The sequence below is a fragment of the Burkholderia perseverans genome, from assembly GCF_022870505.1.
Classification (GTDB): Bacteria; Pseudomonadota; Gammaproteobacteria; order Burkholderiales; family Burkholderiaceae; genus Burkholderia; species Burkholderia plantarii.
In genome coordinates, this window is the sequence record NZ_CP045093.1 from 1,832,287 (window position 1) to 1,846,242 (window position 13,956).

A 13,956-nucleotide genomic window follows, 5' to 3' on the forward strand; every position below is an offset into this window, starting at 1 on the left:
ACGCTATCGCGCCAGATGCGGGCCCAGCCGTTCGACGATCGCCTCGAAGCCGGGGCGGCTGCCGGGATCGGGGCTCAGGCAGGCCGCCGTCAACGCGGCCAGCGCGTCGAGCGCGGCCGAGCGGTGCGCCTCGGTGCGCTCGAGCAGTTCCTCCAGCAGGCAGCCGAACGCACGCACCTCGATGCGCTGCAGCGCGAAGCCAAGCGCCGCGTCATGCGAGCCGACCAGCGAGGCGGCGCCGAAATCGCCGAGCAGCGCGTGGCCGGCACCGTCGTGCAGGATGTTGTGCGCGTAGAGATCGCCATGCAGGATGCCGCGCCGGTGCAGGTGCGCGGCGGCCGACGCGATGCCGTGCGCGATCCGCAGCGTCGCGCCCAGATCGAAGCGACGGTCGTCCGGATAGACGTCGCGCGTGCAGCTGTCGAAGCTCGGCGGCGCCGCCAGCACCTCGAAGTCGTGCTCGATCAGCGGCATCACCAGCCCCTGCTCGCCGATCGGGTGGCCCTTCAGCTTGCCGAGCGCGCCGATCAGGTTCGGCTGCGCGCCCGCATGCAGGCAGGCGGCCATTTCGCGATCGGGCAGGCCGTCGCTCGTCACCGCCCCCTTGAACAGCTTCACGGCCACCGCCTGCTGCGGGTGGTGATCGGCCGACAGCCGGATCGCGCGATAGATCACGCCCGAGGCGCCCTCGCCGAGCTTCTGGCCCAGCGCGAGCGTGGCCCAGTCGATCTCGCCGACCGCGCTGTCGGCCGCCGCGTCGGCCTCGGCCGCGGCGGCGCACGGATTGCCCGCGTAGGCGAGCCAGGCCAGGCGCGGCAGCCGCAGCAGCCACTCGGGCAACGCCTCGAACCGGTTCGCGGCCAGCCGCACCAGTTCGAGCCGCGTGCAGGCCGCCATCTCGTCGGGTAGCGCGCTCAGGCGGTTGCCGGCCAGCATCAGCTTCTGCAGCTCGGCGCAGCGGCCGAGTTCGGGCGGCAGCGCCGCGATCTCGTTGTCGGTCAGGATCAGCCAGCGCAGCCGCGGCGGCAGCGCGGCGCCCGGCACCTCGCGAATCCGGTTCGCCTTGAAGCCCACCATGCTCAGTTGTTCGCACTCGCCGAGCACGGCCGGCAGTTCGGTAAACGGGTTGTTCGAGGCGAACAGCACGCGCAGCTTCGCGAGCCGCGGCAGGTCGTCGGGCAGCGTGCCGAGCGCGTTGCCGGACAGGTCGAGCACTTCCAGCGTGTCGGCCAGCTCGAAGATCTCGCGCGGGAATTCGGTCAGGCCGCCGGCGAGTTTCAGGTGCCGGGCGCCCGCGAGTTCGCCGGCTTTCAGTTGTTCAAGGGTGGTCGTCACGAGCGGAACCGGCGGCGGCCGGCGGGGATGGAGGACGTTCCGATTCTACCGGGATCGCCCGCGCGGCGAGCGCGGAGATACCCCGAACGCGGCCCGCGCGCTGCACGGCGCGGCACCGCCGGCGGGCGGCGTGCCGGGATGCAGCGAAGCCCTTCGCGGCCATCGTGCTCCGGTGCTCGACCGGGCGGCAGCGGGCACCGCGCGCCGGGCACGACGCTTGCGGAACATCCGCATGAGCACGGCCGCGTCGGCCGCGCGCGCGGCGCCTCACGCGCCATTGCTCGACGCCGCGACCGGCCCGGCCTCGACCCACCGCCGCGCCGCCCGTGATAGCGTGGACCGACCTCAGGCCACCGCGCCCCCCGCCACCCATCCCATGAGGGCCATCGAATGACTTCCACCCCGAAGAGCGTCCCCGCCCCGCGCGATCCGCACCTGCGCGAGATGGCGAACTGCATCCGCTTCCTGTCGATGGACGCGGTCCAGAAAGCCAACAGCGGCCACCCCGGCGCGCCGATGGGCATGGCCGACATCGCCACCGTCCTGTTCCGCGATTTCATGCGCTTCGACGCGGCCGATCCGCACTGGATCGATCGCGACCGCTTCGTGCTGTCGAACGGCCATGGCTCGATGCTGCTCTACAGCCTGCTCTACCTGACCGGCTACGCCGACATGACGCTCGATCAGCTCAAGCAGTTCCGGCAGGTGGGCAGCAAGACGCCGGGCCACCCCGAGTACCGCCACGCGGACGGCATCGAGCTGACCACCGGGCCGCTCGGCCAGGGCATCGCCGAATCGGTCGGCATGGCGCTCGCCGAGCGGATCCTGAACGCGCGATTCGGCAACGAGCTGGTCGACCATTTCACTTACGTGTTCCTCGGCGACGGCTGCCTGATGGAAGGCATCAGCCAGGAGGCGATCTCGCTGGCCGGCCACCTGAAGCTCGACAAGCTGATCGCGTTCTGGGACAACAATTCGATCTCGATCGACGGCCCGACCAAACTGGCCGTCTCCGACAACGAGATCGAGCGCTTTCGCGCCTCGGGCTGGCGCGTGCTCGAGATCGACGGCCACGACACCGACGCGATCCACGGCGCGATCGTCACCGCGCGCGAATCGAGCGGCCAGCCGACGCTGATCGCCTGCCGCACCATCATCGGCTTCGGCTTCCCGACCCGCGCCGGCACCCAGAAGGCGCACAGCGACGCGCCCGGCGAAGAAGAAATCGCCGGCGCGCGCGAGCTGCTGGGCTGGCATTCGCCGCCGTTCGAGATCCCCGCGCCGCTGCTGAAGGAATGGCGCGAGATCGGCGCGAAGGGGCGCGAGGCGCGGCTCGCCTGGGCCGACCGCGTGAAGCAGGCGCCCGATGCGCTGCGCGAGGAATTCGAGCGGCGCAATGACGGCCGGCTGCCGCCCGACTGGAAGGCCGCGATCGCCGCCGCGCGAGACGCGTTCACGGCGAGCGGCGACGAGATGGCCACGCGCAAGGCCAGCGGCACCGTGCTCGACCACCTGTTCGACGCGATTCCCGAACTGCTCGGCGGCTCGGCCGACCTGACGCCCTCGAACAACACCAAGACGAAGCACCAGACCGAGATCAGCCCCGGTCACTACGACGGCGCCTACGTCCACTACGGCGTGCGCGAGCACGGCATGGCCGCCGCCATGAACGGCATCGCGCTGCACGGCGGCCTGATCCCCTACGGCGGCACCTTCCTCTGCTTCTCCGACTATTGCCGCCCGGCGATCCGGCTCGCGGCGATGATGCAGATCCGCACCATCTTCGTGATGACGCACGATTCGATCGGGCTCGGCGAGGACGGCCCGACGCACCAGCCGGTCGAGCATCTGGCCGCGCTGCGCGCGATCCCGCACCTCGGCGTCTATCGCCCCGGCGACCCGGTGGAGACGGCCGAATGCTGGGAGCTGATCCTCGACCAGCCGCGCCGCGCCGCGCTGATCGCGCTGTCGCGCCAGCCGGTGCCGCTGCTGCGCAAGGAAGGCGGCACCGAGAACCGCTCCGCGCGCGGCGCCTACGTGCTGCACGAGGCCGAGGGCGGCCCGCGCCGGCTCACGCTGCTGGCCACCGGCTCGGAGCTGCATCTGGCCGTGCAGGCGCGCGAACGCCTGCAGCAGGACGGCGTGCCGACCGCCGTGGTGTCGATGCCGTGCCGGCTGCTGTTCGAGGAACAGGACGCCGCTTACCGGCGCGCGGTGCTCGGCGACACGCCGGCGCGCGTGGCCGTGGAGGCCGCCGTCGAACTCGGCTGGGAACGCTATCTCGGGCCGCAGGGGCGCTTCGTCGGCATGCACGGCTTCGGCGAATCGGGCAAGGTGCAGGACGTCTACGAGAAGTTCGGCATCACCGTGGAGGCGGTCGTGAAGGCCGCGAACGAGGTGATCCGCGACGTCGAGGGCTGACGCGCCGGCGCCGCCCGTCGGGCCGTGGACGGCTCGAGCGGCGGCGCGAGGCACCGCGCCCGCCTCGCTTCACGCGCCGCCCGCCGCGCTCAACGCCGGAAATCGACGACGCGCTTGCCCCGGTGCGCCGAGACGCGGTGGCGCTCGATCGTCTCGGCCAGCTGGTCCGGCGCCACCACCTCGGTCACGCGCGACACCAGCCGCCCTTGCGCGACGTCCGCGAGGATCCGTTCGAGCCGCTCGGCATCGGGCGTCACCATGAACCAGAGCCCGCGGCGCCCCGCCGGCGTGCGCGCGAGGATCTCCGGCGAGGTCGTGCCGACCACGCAGCCCTCTGGCGCCAGCACCTGCCACGAACGCTCCAGCACCTCGCCGCCCACGTAGTCGAGCACCAGGTCGACGTCGGCCACTTCCGCCTCGAAACGCTGCGTCTCGTAGTCGATCACCTGATCGGCGCCGAGCGCGCGCACCTCGTCCGCATAGCGCCCGCGCGCGGTCGCGATCACGAACGCGCCGGCCTCTTTCGCGAACTGCACCGCGAAGCCGCCCAGCCCGCCCGCCGCGCCGTGGATCAGCACGCGCGCGCCCGGCACGAGCGGCCCGGCCGCATGCAGGCTCTGCCAGGCCGAGATCGCCGCCACCGGCAGCGCGGCGGCCTGCACCTCGTCGATCCCGTCCGGCACGCGCGCCAGCTTCGCCGCGTCCACCGCCACGTAGTCCGCATAGGCGCCGACGCGGCCCAGGCCGCCCGCCACGCGATCGCCGGGCGCGAAGCGCGTCACGCCCTCGCCCACCGCCTCCACCACGCCGGCCAGTTCGATGCCGAGCACGGTCGGCAGCGCCAGCGGAAACGCATCGCGCACATGGCCTTCGCGGATCTTCCAGTCGAGGCCGTTGATGCCGGCCGCGGCGACGCGCACCAGCACCTCGCCCGGCGCGGGCGCCGGCTTCGCGATGGTTTCGAGCCGCGTGTTCGATGCGTCGCCATAGCCGTTCAGGACGAGGGCACGGTTGGCATTCATGGGGTTGCTCCTTCGATGTCAGGGGAGCCCTCACGATAGGCCGTATCGAATCAGAAACACAGCCGCTACAATTCGAACGCCCTGTCTCGAAAATGGAACGGAAATGGACCTGAACGCGCTGGCCGATTTCAATCTGGTGGCCGCGCACGGCGGCTACGGCCGGGCGAGCCGCGCGAGCGGCCGGTCGAAGGCGACGCTGTCGCGCCGCGTGGCGGAACTCGAACGCGCGATGGGCGTGCGGCTGCTCGAACGCGGCGCGCAGGGGCTGGTACTGACCGAGGCCGGCGAGCTGCTGGCCTCGCGCACCGAGGGGCCGATGCACGAGGTGGCCGACGCCGTGGCCGCCGCGCGCGAGGGGCTCGCCGCGCCGCGCGGGCTGTTGCGGATCGCCGCGCCGCTGCTGTTCTCGCAGATCGCGCTCGGGCGGCTCGCGGCCGGCTTCGCGGCCGCCTACCCGGAGGTGCGGATCGAGGCCGTGGCCGAGGACCGCGTGGTCGACATGATCGACGAGCGCTTCGACGTGGCGATCCGCCCGAACCCGCGCGCCGATTCGAACCTGGTCGGCCGCTGCTTCGTGCGCGACCGGATGGTGGTGGTGGCCGCGCCGTCGGTTGCCCGCCCCGTGGCGGCGGCGGACGGCCACGGCGCCGCGCCGGTGGCCGTGCCGGCCGTGGTGATGGCCACCCGCGAGGGCGAGACCTGGCCCCTGGACGCGGGCCGGCTCGTGATCGAACCGGTGCCGCGGCTGCGGCTGTCGTCGCTGCTGATGGTGCGCGACGCGGCCATCGCCGGCGCCGGCGTCGCGCTGCTGCCGCGCTCGATCGTGGCCGCCGCGCTGGCCGCCGGGCAGCTCGTGGAATGGGGCGCGCACGGCGCCGAGGTCGAGCTGTGGGTGCTGCACACCTCGCGCCGGCTGCCGAGCCCGAAGGTGCGCGCGTTCGTCGAATTCGTCTGCGCGCAGTTCCCCGACGGCGCCCTGCTGACCGACGCCTGACGCGGCGTCGGCGCCGGCGTACTCAGACTGCGGCGCCGTGCTCAGACCGCGGCGGCCGGCCGGTCCACCGCTTCCGGCGCGGCGCTGCGCGGGCGCACGAACCACGCCATCGCGATCCGGTCCAGCGCCGAGCACAGCACCAGATACAGCAGCGCGACGAACAGGAACACCGGGATCGGATACACCATCAGCCGGTTGTTGACCTGGGTGGCCACGAACGAGAGTTCGTTGACGCCGACGATATAGGCGAGCGAGGTGTCCTTCACCAGCGACACCCACTGGTTGACGAACGACGGCGCCATGATCCGCACCGCCTGCGGCAGCACCACCTCGCGCAGCGTCTGCCAGCGCGTGAGCCCGAGCGACAGCCCGGCCTGCCACTGCGCGTCGCCCACCGCCGCGATGCCGGCCTGCACCGAATGCGCGAGATAGGCGCCGCCGATCAGCGACAGCGCGCAGACCACCGCCACCAGCCCCGGCACGTCCACGTCGAACAGGATCGGCAGCAGGAAGTACGTCCAGAAGATCAGCATCAGCACCGGAATCGCGCGGAACAGGCCGATCACCACCAGCAGCGCCACGCGCGTGGCGCGGCCCGCCATCGCCAGCGCCACGCCGGCCGCGAAGCCGATCACGCCCGAGGCCAGCGCCGAGGCCACCGCCAGCACCAGCGTCAGCGCCGCGCCGCCGAGCGGGCCGTCCGGAAACGCGCCGATCAGCAGATAGCGCAGGTTGCCCGTGAATACGTCCCACGGCATCATCGGCGCGCTCCCTGGCCGGCCGCGCCGGCATGGCGTATCGCATGCAGCGCCGCCTCGATCACCGCGATCGCCGCGATGTAGAGCACCGTGGCCACGCCGAACGCCTCGAAGGTGCGGAACGATTCGGTCTCCACCTGCCGCGACGCATAGGACAACTCGGCCAGGCCGATCGCCATCGTCAGCGAGGAATTCTTCACGAGGTTCATGTACTGGCCGAACAGCGGCGGCAGCGCGATCCGCACCGCCTGCGGCAGCACGATATGGCGAAACGCCTGCAGGCGCGTGAGGCCGAGCGCGGCGCCGGCCTGCCACTGGCCCTCGCGCACGCCCGCGATGCCGGCTTCGAATTCGCCCGCGATGAACGCGGCCGAATAGCAGGTCAGGCCGAGCCAGCCCGCCACGAATTCGAACGACGGCCAGCGCAGCGCGCCCAGCGGCGTCGCCAGTTCGTGTTGCGCGTTGAGCCAGCCGATCGCCGCGTCGGGCAGCAGCGTGGCCGCGCCGAAGTACCAGAAGAATAGTTGCACGAGCAACGGGGTGTTGCGAAACGCGCCGATGTAGGCACGCACCAGGAAGCGGGCCGCGCGCCAGCGCGAGCGGCCGGCGAGCGCGAGCGAGACGCCCGCGAACGTCGACGACACCGCCGCGGCGAGCGTGAGCCCGATGGTCACGCCGAAACCCTGCCAGAGCCACAGCAGGTATTTCGGCGCCAGGAAGCTGTCGATCATCGTGTGCAGCCGATGGCGCGCGCCGCTCAGGTCTTGTCGCCGATCTTGAAGGTCCGCGCGAGCGGTGTCTTGGTGGTCGGCCCGAACCAGCGGTTGTAGATCGTGGTGGCCGTGCCGTTCGCCTCCAGCCCCTTCAGCGTGTCGTTGACGAACGACACCAGGCGCGGCTCGCCCTTCGGAATGCCCACGCCCATGTAGTCGTTGGTGATCGTGAACGGCGGGATCTCGTACTTCTGCTTGTCGGGCACGTTGGCGAGCAGGCCGACCAGCTTCGGGCCGTCCTGCGTGATCGCCTGCACGTTGCCGGCGCGCAGCGCGGCGAACGCGAACGGCGTGTCGTCATAGGCCACGATGGTCGCCTTCGGGAACTGCTCGCGCACCGCGATCTCGTTGGTGGTGCCCTTGTCGGCGCCGATCCGGAAGCTGTTGAGCTGGTCCTTCGAGGTCAGCACGCCCTTCTTCGCGAGGAACTGCTGGCCCGACGAGAAATACGGAATGCTGAAATCGACCTGCTTGGCGCGCTCGTCGGTGATCGTGAAGTTCGCGAGTACGAGATCGACCTTCTTCGAGGTCAGGAACGGAATCCGGTTCGCCGGGTTGGTCGACTGCAGTTCGAGCTTGACGCCGAGCTTGTCGGCCAGCGCCTTCGCGTAATCGACGTCGAGGCCCACCGTGTGGTTGGTGGCCGGGTCGACGAAGCCGAACGGCGGGTTGCTGTCGAAGGTGGCCACGCGCAGCACGCCGGCCTTCTTGATGTCGTCGAGGCGATCGGCGTGGGCGAGCGCGGGGAACAGCGCGGTGAAGCTGGCGAGCGAGGCGAGCGAGGCGGCGAGCAAAGTCTTTTTCATTGGAGATTCCGTAGGCGGTGGTCATGCCGGGCCAGGATCGAGCCGATCGTGCCGACCCGGTGGCGCGCCACGTTAGCATCGGGGGGCGGGAAAACTAAGCGAGGAATTTTCCTGAGGAAAGATGCCAGCGTGATAAGTCGATCCGGTTCGCCCGGCCGTTGCGGCTCTGGAATCTCGGCGAGGATCACAGCAGCCGGCTCGGCTTCCACGACATCATCTCCGAACGCCATCACGAAGCCTGCCAATGGTTCGGCTTGCAGTTGCGCGAGGCGATGCTGATGGTGCCGCCGGCCGAACGGCCCGATGGTTTCGCGTACCCGTCGCATCGCGTCAAGGGCTACCCGCCACTGGCGCTGGCGGACTGGGCGAGCACCGGGCTGTTCGGCAATGCGACGATCCGGCTGGAGCGATTCAGGGATTCCGACATCTACGCCCGCTTTCGCGACGATCCGATGCGCACCGATCCGCCCGAGCGCGACACGCGCTGAGCGGCATTCACCGCCGCCCTGGCGGGCGGCATCGATGGTTCGTGCAAAAGCAAATCACAATTCCTTCGTTGCCGCCCGCTCCACCCGCATGCCACGCTGACCGGTTTCGACCACCCGCTCCGGCGCGCCGCCCCCACGATGACGACCCGCAAGCCGATCCGCCTGAACGCGTTCAACATGAACTGCGTCGGCCACATCAATCACGGCCTCTGGACGCACCCGCGCGACCGCTCGGCCGACTATCACACGCTCGCCTACTGGACCGATCTCGCGCGCCTGCTCGAACGCGGGCTGTTCGACGGCCTGTTCATCGCCGACATCGTCGGCGTCTACGACGTGTACGGCCAGTCGCTCGACCTCACGCTGCGCGAGTCGATCCAGCTGCCCGTCAACGATCCGATGCTGCTGGTCTCGGCGATGGCCGCCACCACGCGCCATCTCGGCTTCGGCATCACCGTCAACCTGACCTACGAGGCGCCCTACCTGCTCGCGCGCCGCTTCTCGACGCTCGACCACCTGAGCGGCGGCCGGATCGGCTGGAACATCGTGACCGGCTACCTCGACAGCGCCGCGCGCGCGATGGGCCTGACCGGCCAGATCGCCCACGACGAACGCTACGATCGCGCCGACGAATACCTCGAAGTGGCCTACAAGCTCTGGGAAGGCAGCTGGGAAGACGGCGCCGTGCGGCGCGACCGGGCCGCGCGCGTGTTCGCCGATCCGGCCAAGGTGCATCGCATCGCGCATCGCGGCCGCTTCTACGAGATGGACGGCTACCACCTGGCCGAGCCGTCGCCGCAGCGCACGCCGGTGCTGTTCCAGGCCGGCTCGTCGGGGCGCGGCCAGACGTTCGCGGCGCGTCACGCCGAATGCGTGTTCGTGTCGAGCGGCAGCCGCGAGGGCACGCGCCAGCTGGTGGCCGCGCTGCGCCGGCAGGCCGCCGAGGCGGGCCGCGACCCGGCTGGCCTGAAGATCTTCATGGGCGTGACGGTGATCGTCGGCCGCACCGAGGCCGAGGCGCGCGACAAGCATGCCGAGTACGCGCGCCACGCGAGCCCCGAGGCCGGCCTCGCGCATTTCGCGGCCGGCACCGGCGTGGACTACGCGGCCTTCGACCTCGACGACGAGATCACGCCGGCCGACGGCAGCAAGCCGCGCGGCATCGAATCGTCGGTGCAGCGCGTGACCGACGGCCGGCGCGGCATGACCGTGCGCGACCTGCTCGGCCAGATGGCGCTCGGCGGCCGCTACGCGACCATCGTCGGCGACCCCGTGCAGGTGGCCGACGCGCTGACCGGCTGGATCGACGACACCGACATCGATGGCTTCAACCTCGCCCGTACCGTCACGCCCGAGAGCTACGAGGACTTCATCGATCTCGTGATCCCGGAGCTGCAATCACGCGGCCGCTACAAGACCGAATACGCCGAGGGCACGCTGCGCGAGAAGCTGTTCGGCGCCGGGCCGACGCTGCCGGCCACGCATACGGGCGCCGGCTACCGGCAGCGTCCCTCCGCTCTGGCGTAGCGCGGCACGTGGCAGTCCGACATCCGGCTGAGTGGAGCAGGCGAACGCATGGAAGACATGGCAGATGCGCGCGACCTGCACACGCCAATTGGCGACGACAGCGGCCGGACCAGCCCCGGCCTCGATGTAAAGCGCAAATAAGAACGGAGAAGTGGCGAATGCGGCAAACTCAAGCATCAGTTTGCCGCATAATCGAACTCAGCCGTCGAGTTCAACCGGTTAACCCTTGCGGATTACCTGCTCTTCCTTCGCACTCATCGACACGACGGTACTGTAATACGGCCAGATGTAAGGGCCGCCAGCCCCTTGATTCAAATCCTGATGAATCGAGATATAACCTTCGATCGGGGGCGGCGAAGAACTGTTAATCACCAGCAGCATGATCGCGGTGATCGGCTTTTTGCCCGCCTCACCGTTCTTCCAGGTCATGTAGATGTACTTTCCGCCCGCACCCGCCTTCAGGTCCTGCGAGCTCCAGTTCCAGCCAGACGGCGGATTGGATTGGGCATGATCGTACGCAACGAAATTGAGTGACGTGACAGGATCACTGTCGCCGTATTGATAACCGATATAGATATATTCGCCACCCACGCCGGTGTTGGTGTCGACGGTATTAAAGTCCCAAGGCGGTTGATACTGCGGCCCCGGGGTGTTGCCTGCCTGCGTCGTAAGACGCATTAATCGGACTTGTCATTTTTTATCTCTCTCCAGGTCCAAGAGAAGTATTTAGTATATTTAAAAAATGCAAATTCACAACCGGAGATTCACGCTCGCCTGTTGGCTGTCCCGGTAACACCGGACACGGAACATAATCGCGCTCGATCGCCTTCACGAAGCGGGCATCTCGGCTGCATCAGCGTGACCGCTAGCTCCGCAGCGCCGCGCGCACCTCCGTTCCAGCATCATTTTCGACGCAACCTCCCCACCCCTCGCAAACCGAAAATCCTTAGCAGAATCGCTTGGTTTGGCGCACAACGGCCGCCCCCTACACTCGTCATGTCTTGTCATGACAAGTTGCCATGTCGAAAGCCCAACTCCTCGCGCTGCACCCGCAGCCGCTCTACCAGCAGATCAAGGACGCGCTGCGCGCGCGCATCCTCGACGGCAGCTATGTGCCGCACAGCAGGATGCCGTCCGAGCACGAGCTCTGCGCGATGTACGGCGTGAGCCGCATCACCGTGCGCCAGGCGCTCGGCGACCTGCAGAAGGAGGGGCTGGTGTTCCGCCTGCACGGCAAGGGCACCTTCGTCTCGAAGCCGAAGGCATTCCAGAACGTGGCGTCGCTGCAGGGTTTCGCCGAGGCGATGTCGTCGATGGGCTACGAGATCGTGAACCAGCTGCGCAGCCTCCGGACCGTCAAGGCGGACCGTCAGGTGGCCGCGAAGCTCGGCCTGCCCGAGGGCGCGAGCGTGACCGAGATCCACCGCGTGCGGCTGCTGAACCGCGAGCCGGTATCGCTGGAGGTGACCTGGGTACCCGAGGCGCTCGGCAAGCGGCTCGCGAACGCGGATCTCGCCACGCGCGACATCTTCCTGATCCTCGAGAACGACTGCGGCGTGCCGCTCGGCCATGCGGACCTGTCGATCGACGCGATCCTCGCCGACGACGACATCGTCGCGGCGCTGCGCGTGGAGGACGGCAGCCCGGTGCTGCGCATCGAACGGCTCACGCACGACGAGGCGGGCCGGCCGGTGGACTACGAACACCTGTATTTCCGCGGCGATGCGTTCCAGTACCGGCTGCGCGTCGATCGCCGCAAACCTGGCGGACATCAGAGGAACTCGCGATGAACACCGAAGTACACGATTACGACCTGGTGGTGGTGGGCGGCGGCACGGCCGGCCCGATGGCGGCGATCAAGGCGAAGGAGCGCAACCCGGCGCTGCGCGTGCTGCTGCTGGAGAAGGCCAACGTCAAGCGCAGCGGCGCGATCTCGATGGGCATGGACGGCCTCAACAACGCGATCATCCCCGGCCACGCCACGCCCGAGCAGTACACGCGCGAGATCACCATCGCCAACGACGGCATCGTCGATCAGTCGGCCGTCTACGCCTACGCGAAGCACAGCTTCACCACCATCGAGCAGCTCGACCGCTGGGGCGTGAAGTTCGAGAAGGACGGCAACGGCGACTACGCGGTGAAGAAGGTCCACCACATGGGTGCCTACGTGCTGCCGATGCCGGAGGGCCACGACATCAAGAAGATCCTGTACCGCCAGCTGAAACGCGCGCGCATCGCGATCACCAACCGGATCGTCGCCACGCGCGTGCTGACCGACGCGCAGGGCCGCGCGGCCGGCGTGCTGGGCTTCGACTGTCGCACGGCGCAATTCCACGTGATCCGCGCCAAGGCGGTGATCCTCTGCTGCGGCGCGGCCGGCCGGCTCGGGCTGCCGGCCTCGGGCTACCTGATGGGCACCTACGAGAACCCGACCAACGCCGGCGACGGCTACGCGATGGCCTATCACGCCGGCGCCGCGCTCGCGAACCTCGAATGCTTCCAGATCAACCCGCTGATCAAGGACTACAACGGTCCGGCCTGCGCCTACGTGACGGGGCCGCTCGGCGGCTTCACCGCGAACGGCAACGGCGAGCGCTTCATCGAATGCGACTACTGGAGCGGCCAGATGATGTGGGAGTTCTACCAGGAGCTGCAAAGCGGGCGCGGCCCGGTGTTCCTGAAGCTCGATCATCTCGCCGAGGAAACCATCCGCACCATCGAGCAGATCCTGCACACCAACGAGCGGCCGAGCCGCGGCCGCTTCCACGAAGGGCGCGGCACCGACTACCGGCACCGGATGGTGGAGATGCACATCTCCGAGATCGGCTTGTGCAGCGGCCACAGCGCCTCGGGCGTGTACGTGGACGAACACGCGCGCACCACCGTGCCGGGCCTCTACGCGGCCGGCGACATGGCGGCGGTGCCGCACAACTACATGCTGGGCGCGTTCACCTATGGCTGGTTCGCGGGCGCGCACGCGGCCGACGACATCGCGGGCCGCGAGCTGGCGCCCGTCGACGCAGCGCAGGTGGCGGCCGAGCGCGAGCGCGTGCTCGCGCCGCTGCAACGCGAGCATGGACTCGCGCCGGCGCAGGTCGAATACAAGCTGCGGCGCATGGTGAACGACTACCTGCAGCCGCCGAAGGTCACGCGCAAGATGGAGATCGGCCTGCAGCGCTTCGCCGAGATCGCCGAGGACATCGGCGCGCTCAAGGCCAGCCATCCGCACGAGCTGATGCGTGCCGCCGAGGTCGGCGCGATCCGCGACTGCGCCGAGATGGCCGCGCGCGCCTCGCTGTTTCGCACCGAAAGCCGCTGGGGGCTCTACCACCATCGCGTCGATCATCCGCAGCGCAACGACCGCGAATGGTTCTGCCATACGCACCTGCGCCGCGATGCCGACGGCCGCATGGTCAGCGAGAAGCGCGCGATCGAGCCTTACGTGGTGCCGGTGTCCGACCACGAACTCGGCGCGTATTCCCAACTGCGCATCCGCGAGCCGGGCGCGGCGGGCACCCCGACGCCCCCCGCCACGGCCCCCCATCCGCTCACGGCCCACTGAGGAACCCCGCCATGCCCACCACGCCGCACGACATCCTGCAACGCAGCAGCGCGCCCGTCACGATCGACGCGGGGCTCTGCATCGCCGACAAGGGCTGCACCGTCTGCGTCGACGTCTGCCCGCTCGACCTGCTCGCGATCGACGCCACCACCGGCAAGGCCTACATGCAGTTCGACGAATGCTGGTACTGCCTGCCCTGCGAGCGCGACTGCCCGACCGGCGCCGTGAAGGTGGCGATTCCGTATCTGCTGCGCTGACGGCGCCGGCGTC

At 69.4% G+C, this 13,956-nt stretch carries 13 protein-coding genes; 7 read left to right on the forward strand and 6 right to left on the reverse strand.

Annotation, left to right across the window (positions count from 1 at the left end; translation table 11 throughout):
- Positions 1-3: 3 nt before the first annotated feature.
- The gene (locus BpN12_RS07680; protein WP_246791850.1) at positions 4-1,335 is read right to left on the reverse strand and encodes a leucine-rich repeat-containing protein kinase family protein; all 1,332 of its coding nucleotides are present in this window, start codon (positions 1,333-1,335) and stop codon (positions 4-6) included.
- A 390-nt stretch (positions 1,336-1,725) separates the two neighbouring features.
- Between BpN12_RS07680 and tkt the strand changes: the two genes are divergently transcribed.
- The gene (tkt, locus tag BpN12_RS07685) at positions 1,726-3,756 is read left to right on the forward strand and encodes a transketolase (RefSeq protein WP_246791851.1); all 2,031 of its coding nucleotides are present in this window, start codon (positions 1,726-1,728) and stop codon (positions 3,754-3,756) included.
- Between the two features lie 89 nt (positions 3,757-3,845).
- Here the strand turns inward: tkt and BpN12_RS07690 are convergent, their stop codons facing one another.
- Positions 3,846-4,778, reverse strand: a complete 933-nt coding sequence (locus tag BpN12_RS07690) for an NADP-dependent oxidoreductase (RefSeq protein WP_246791852.1) — start codon at positions 4,776-4,778, stop codon at positions 3,846-3,848.
- Positions 4,779-4,881: 103 nt separating this feature from the next.
- Here BpN12_RS07690 and BpN12_RS07695 point away from each other — a divergent pair, with 103 nt between their 5' ends.
- Positions 4,882-5,772 (forward strand): LysR family transcriptional regulator, encoded by an 891-nt coding sequence (locus BpN12_RS07695; protein ID WP_246791853.1) that lies wholly within the window; start codon positions 4,882-4,884, stop codon positions 5,770-5,772.
- Between the two features lie 41 nt (positions 5,773-5,813).
- On the opposite strand, the gene BpN12_RS07700 is transcribed toward BpN12_RS07695, so the two are convergent.
- From BpN12_RS07700 to BpN12_RS07710, 3 genes are read right to left on the reverse strand one after another with little or no spacing between them, the layout of a single operon-like run.
- Complete coding sequence (locus tag BpN12_RS07700; protein ID WP_246794658.1) at positions 5,814-6,530, reverse strand: amino acid ABC transporter permease; 717 nt, start codon at positions 6,528-6,530, stop codon at positions 5,814-5,816.
- Entirely contained in the window at positions 6,530-7,258 is a 729-nt protein-coding gene (locus tag BpN12_RS07705) for an amino acid ABC transporter permease (RefSeq protein WP_425306304.1), read from the reverse strand. The genes BpN12_RS07700 and BpN12_RS07705 overlap by 1 nt, the downstream gene beginning before the upstream one ends.
- Before the next feature lie 29 nt (positions 7,259-7,287).
- Entirely contained in the window at positions 7,288-8,109 is an 822-nt protein-coding gene (locus BpN12_RS07710) for an ABC transporter substrate-binding protein (RefSeq protein WP_246791855.1), read from the reverse strand.
- Between the two features lie 158 nt (positions 8,110-8,267).
- Here BpN12_RS07710 and BpN12_RS07715 point away from each other — a divergent pair, with 158 nt between their 5' ends.
- Both BpN12_RS07715 and BpN12_RS07720 read left to right on the forward strand, forming a co-directional pair.
- Positions 8,268-8,597, forward strand: a complete 330-nt coding sequence (locus tag BpN12_RS07715; protein ID WP_246791856.1) for a hypothetical protein — start codon at positions 8,268-8,270, stop codon at positions 8,595-8,597.
- A 138-nt stretch (positions 8,598-8,735) separates the two neighbouring features.
- A complete protein-coding gene (locus tag BpN12_RS07720; protein ID WP_246791857.1) occupies positions 8,736-10,124 on the forward strand; it encodes an LLM class flavin-dependent oxidoreductase in 1,389 nt (462 codons plus the stop codon).
- 219 nt (positions 10,125-10,343) lie between these two features.
- Here the strand turns inward: BpN12_RS07720 and BpN12_RS07725 are convergent, their stop codons facing one another.
- A complete protein-coding gene (locus tag BpN12_RS07725; RefSeq protein ID WP_246791858.1) occupies positions 10,344-10,802 on the reverse strand; it encodes a hypothetical protein in 459 nt (152 codons plus the stop codon).
- Positions 10,803-11,143: 341 nt separating this feature from the next.
- Here BpN12_RS07725 and BpN12_RS07730 point away from each other — a divergent pair, with 341 nt between their 5' ends.
- From BpN12_RS07730 to BpN12_RS07740, 3 genes are read left to right on the forward strand one after another with little or no spacing between them, the layout of a single operon-like run.
- On the forward strand, positions 11,144-11,914 hold the full coding sequence (locus tag BpN12_RS07730) for a GntR family transcriptional regulator (RefSeq protein WP_246791859.1): 771 nt from the start codon (positions 11,144-11,146) through the stop codon (positions 11,912-11,914).
- Positions 11,911-13,686, forward strand: a complete 1,776-nt coding sequence (locus BpN12_RS07735) for a fumarate reductase/succinate dehydrogenase flavoprotein subunit (RefSeq protein ID WP_246791860.1) — start codon at positions 11,911-11,913, stop codon at positions 13,684-13,686. Before BpN12_RS07730 ends, BpN12_RS07735 begins: the two co-directional genes overlap by 4 nt.
- Positions 13,687-13,697: 11 nt before the next feature.
- Positions 13,698-13,943, forward strand: coding sequence for a 4Fe-4S dicluster domain-containing protein (locus BpN12_RS07740; RefSeq protein WP_042628099.1), 246 nt, complete (start codon positions 13,698-13,700; stop codon positions 13,941-13,943).
- Positions 13,944-13,956: the final 13 nt, after the last annotated feature.

Excerpts from the sequence above, each read along its gene's own strand:
- tkt (WP_246791851.1), top strand. The coding sequence starts at position 1,726 with ATGACTTCCACCCCGAAGAGCGTCCCCGCCCCGCGCGATCCGCACCTG.
- BpN12_RS07695 (WP_246791853.1), top strand. The coding sequence starts at position 4,882 with ATGGACCTGAACGCGCTGGCCGATTTCAATCTGGTGGCCGCGCACGGC.
- BpN12_RS07710 (WP_246791855.1), bottom strand. The coding sequence starts at position 8,109 with ATGAAAAAGACTTTGCTCGCCGCCTCGCTCGCCTCGCTCGCCAGCTTC.
- BpN12_RS07730 (WP_246791859.1), top strand. The coding sequence starts at position 11,144 with ATGTCGAAAGCCCAACTCCTCGCGCTGCACCCGCAGCCGCTCTACCAG.
- BpN12_RS07700 (WP_246794658.1), bottom strand. The coding sequence starts at position 6,530 with ATGCCGTGGGACGTATTCACGGGCAACCTGCGCTATCTGCTGATCGGC.
- BpN12_RS07735 (WP_246791860.1), top strand. The coding sequence starts at position 11,911 with ATGAACACCGAAGTACACGATTACGACCTGGTGGTGGTGGGCGGCGGC.
- BpN12_RS07740 (WP_042628099.1), top strand. The coding sequence starts at position 13,698 with ATGCCCACCACGCCGCACGACATCCTGCAACGCAGCAGCGCGCCCGTC.
- BpN12_RS07690 (WP_246791852.1), bottom strand. The coding sequence starts at position 4,778 with ATGAATGCCAACCGTGCCCTCGTCCTGAACGGCTATGGCGACGCATCG.
- BpN12_RS07725 (WP_246791858.1), bottom strand. The coding sequence starts at position 10,802 with ATGCGTCTTACGACGCAGGCAGGCAACACCCCGGGGCCGCAGTATCAA.
- BpN12_RS07720 (WP_246791857.1), top strand. The coding sequence starts at position 8,736 with ATGACGACCCGCAAGCCGATCCGCCTGAACGCGTTCAACATGAACTGC.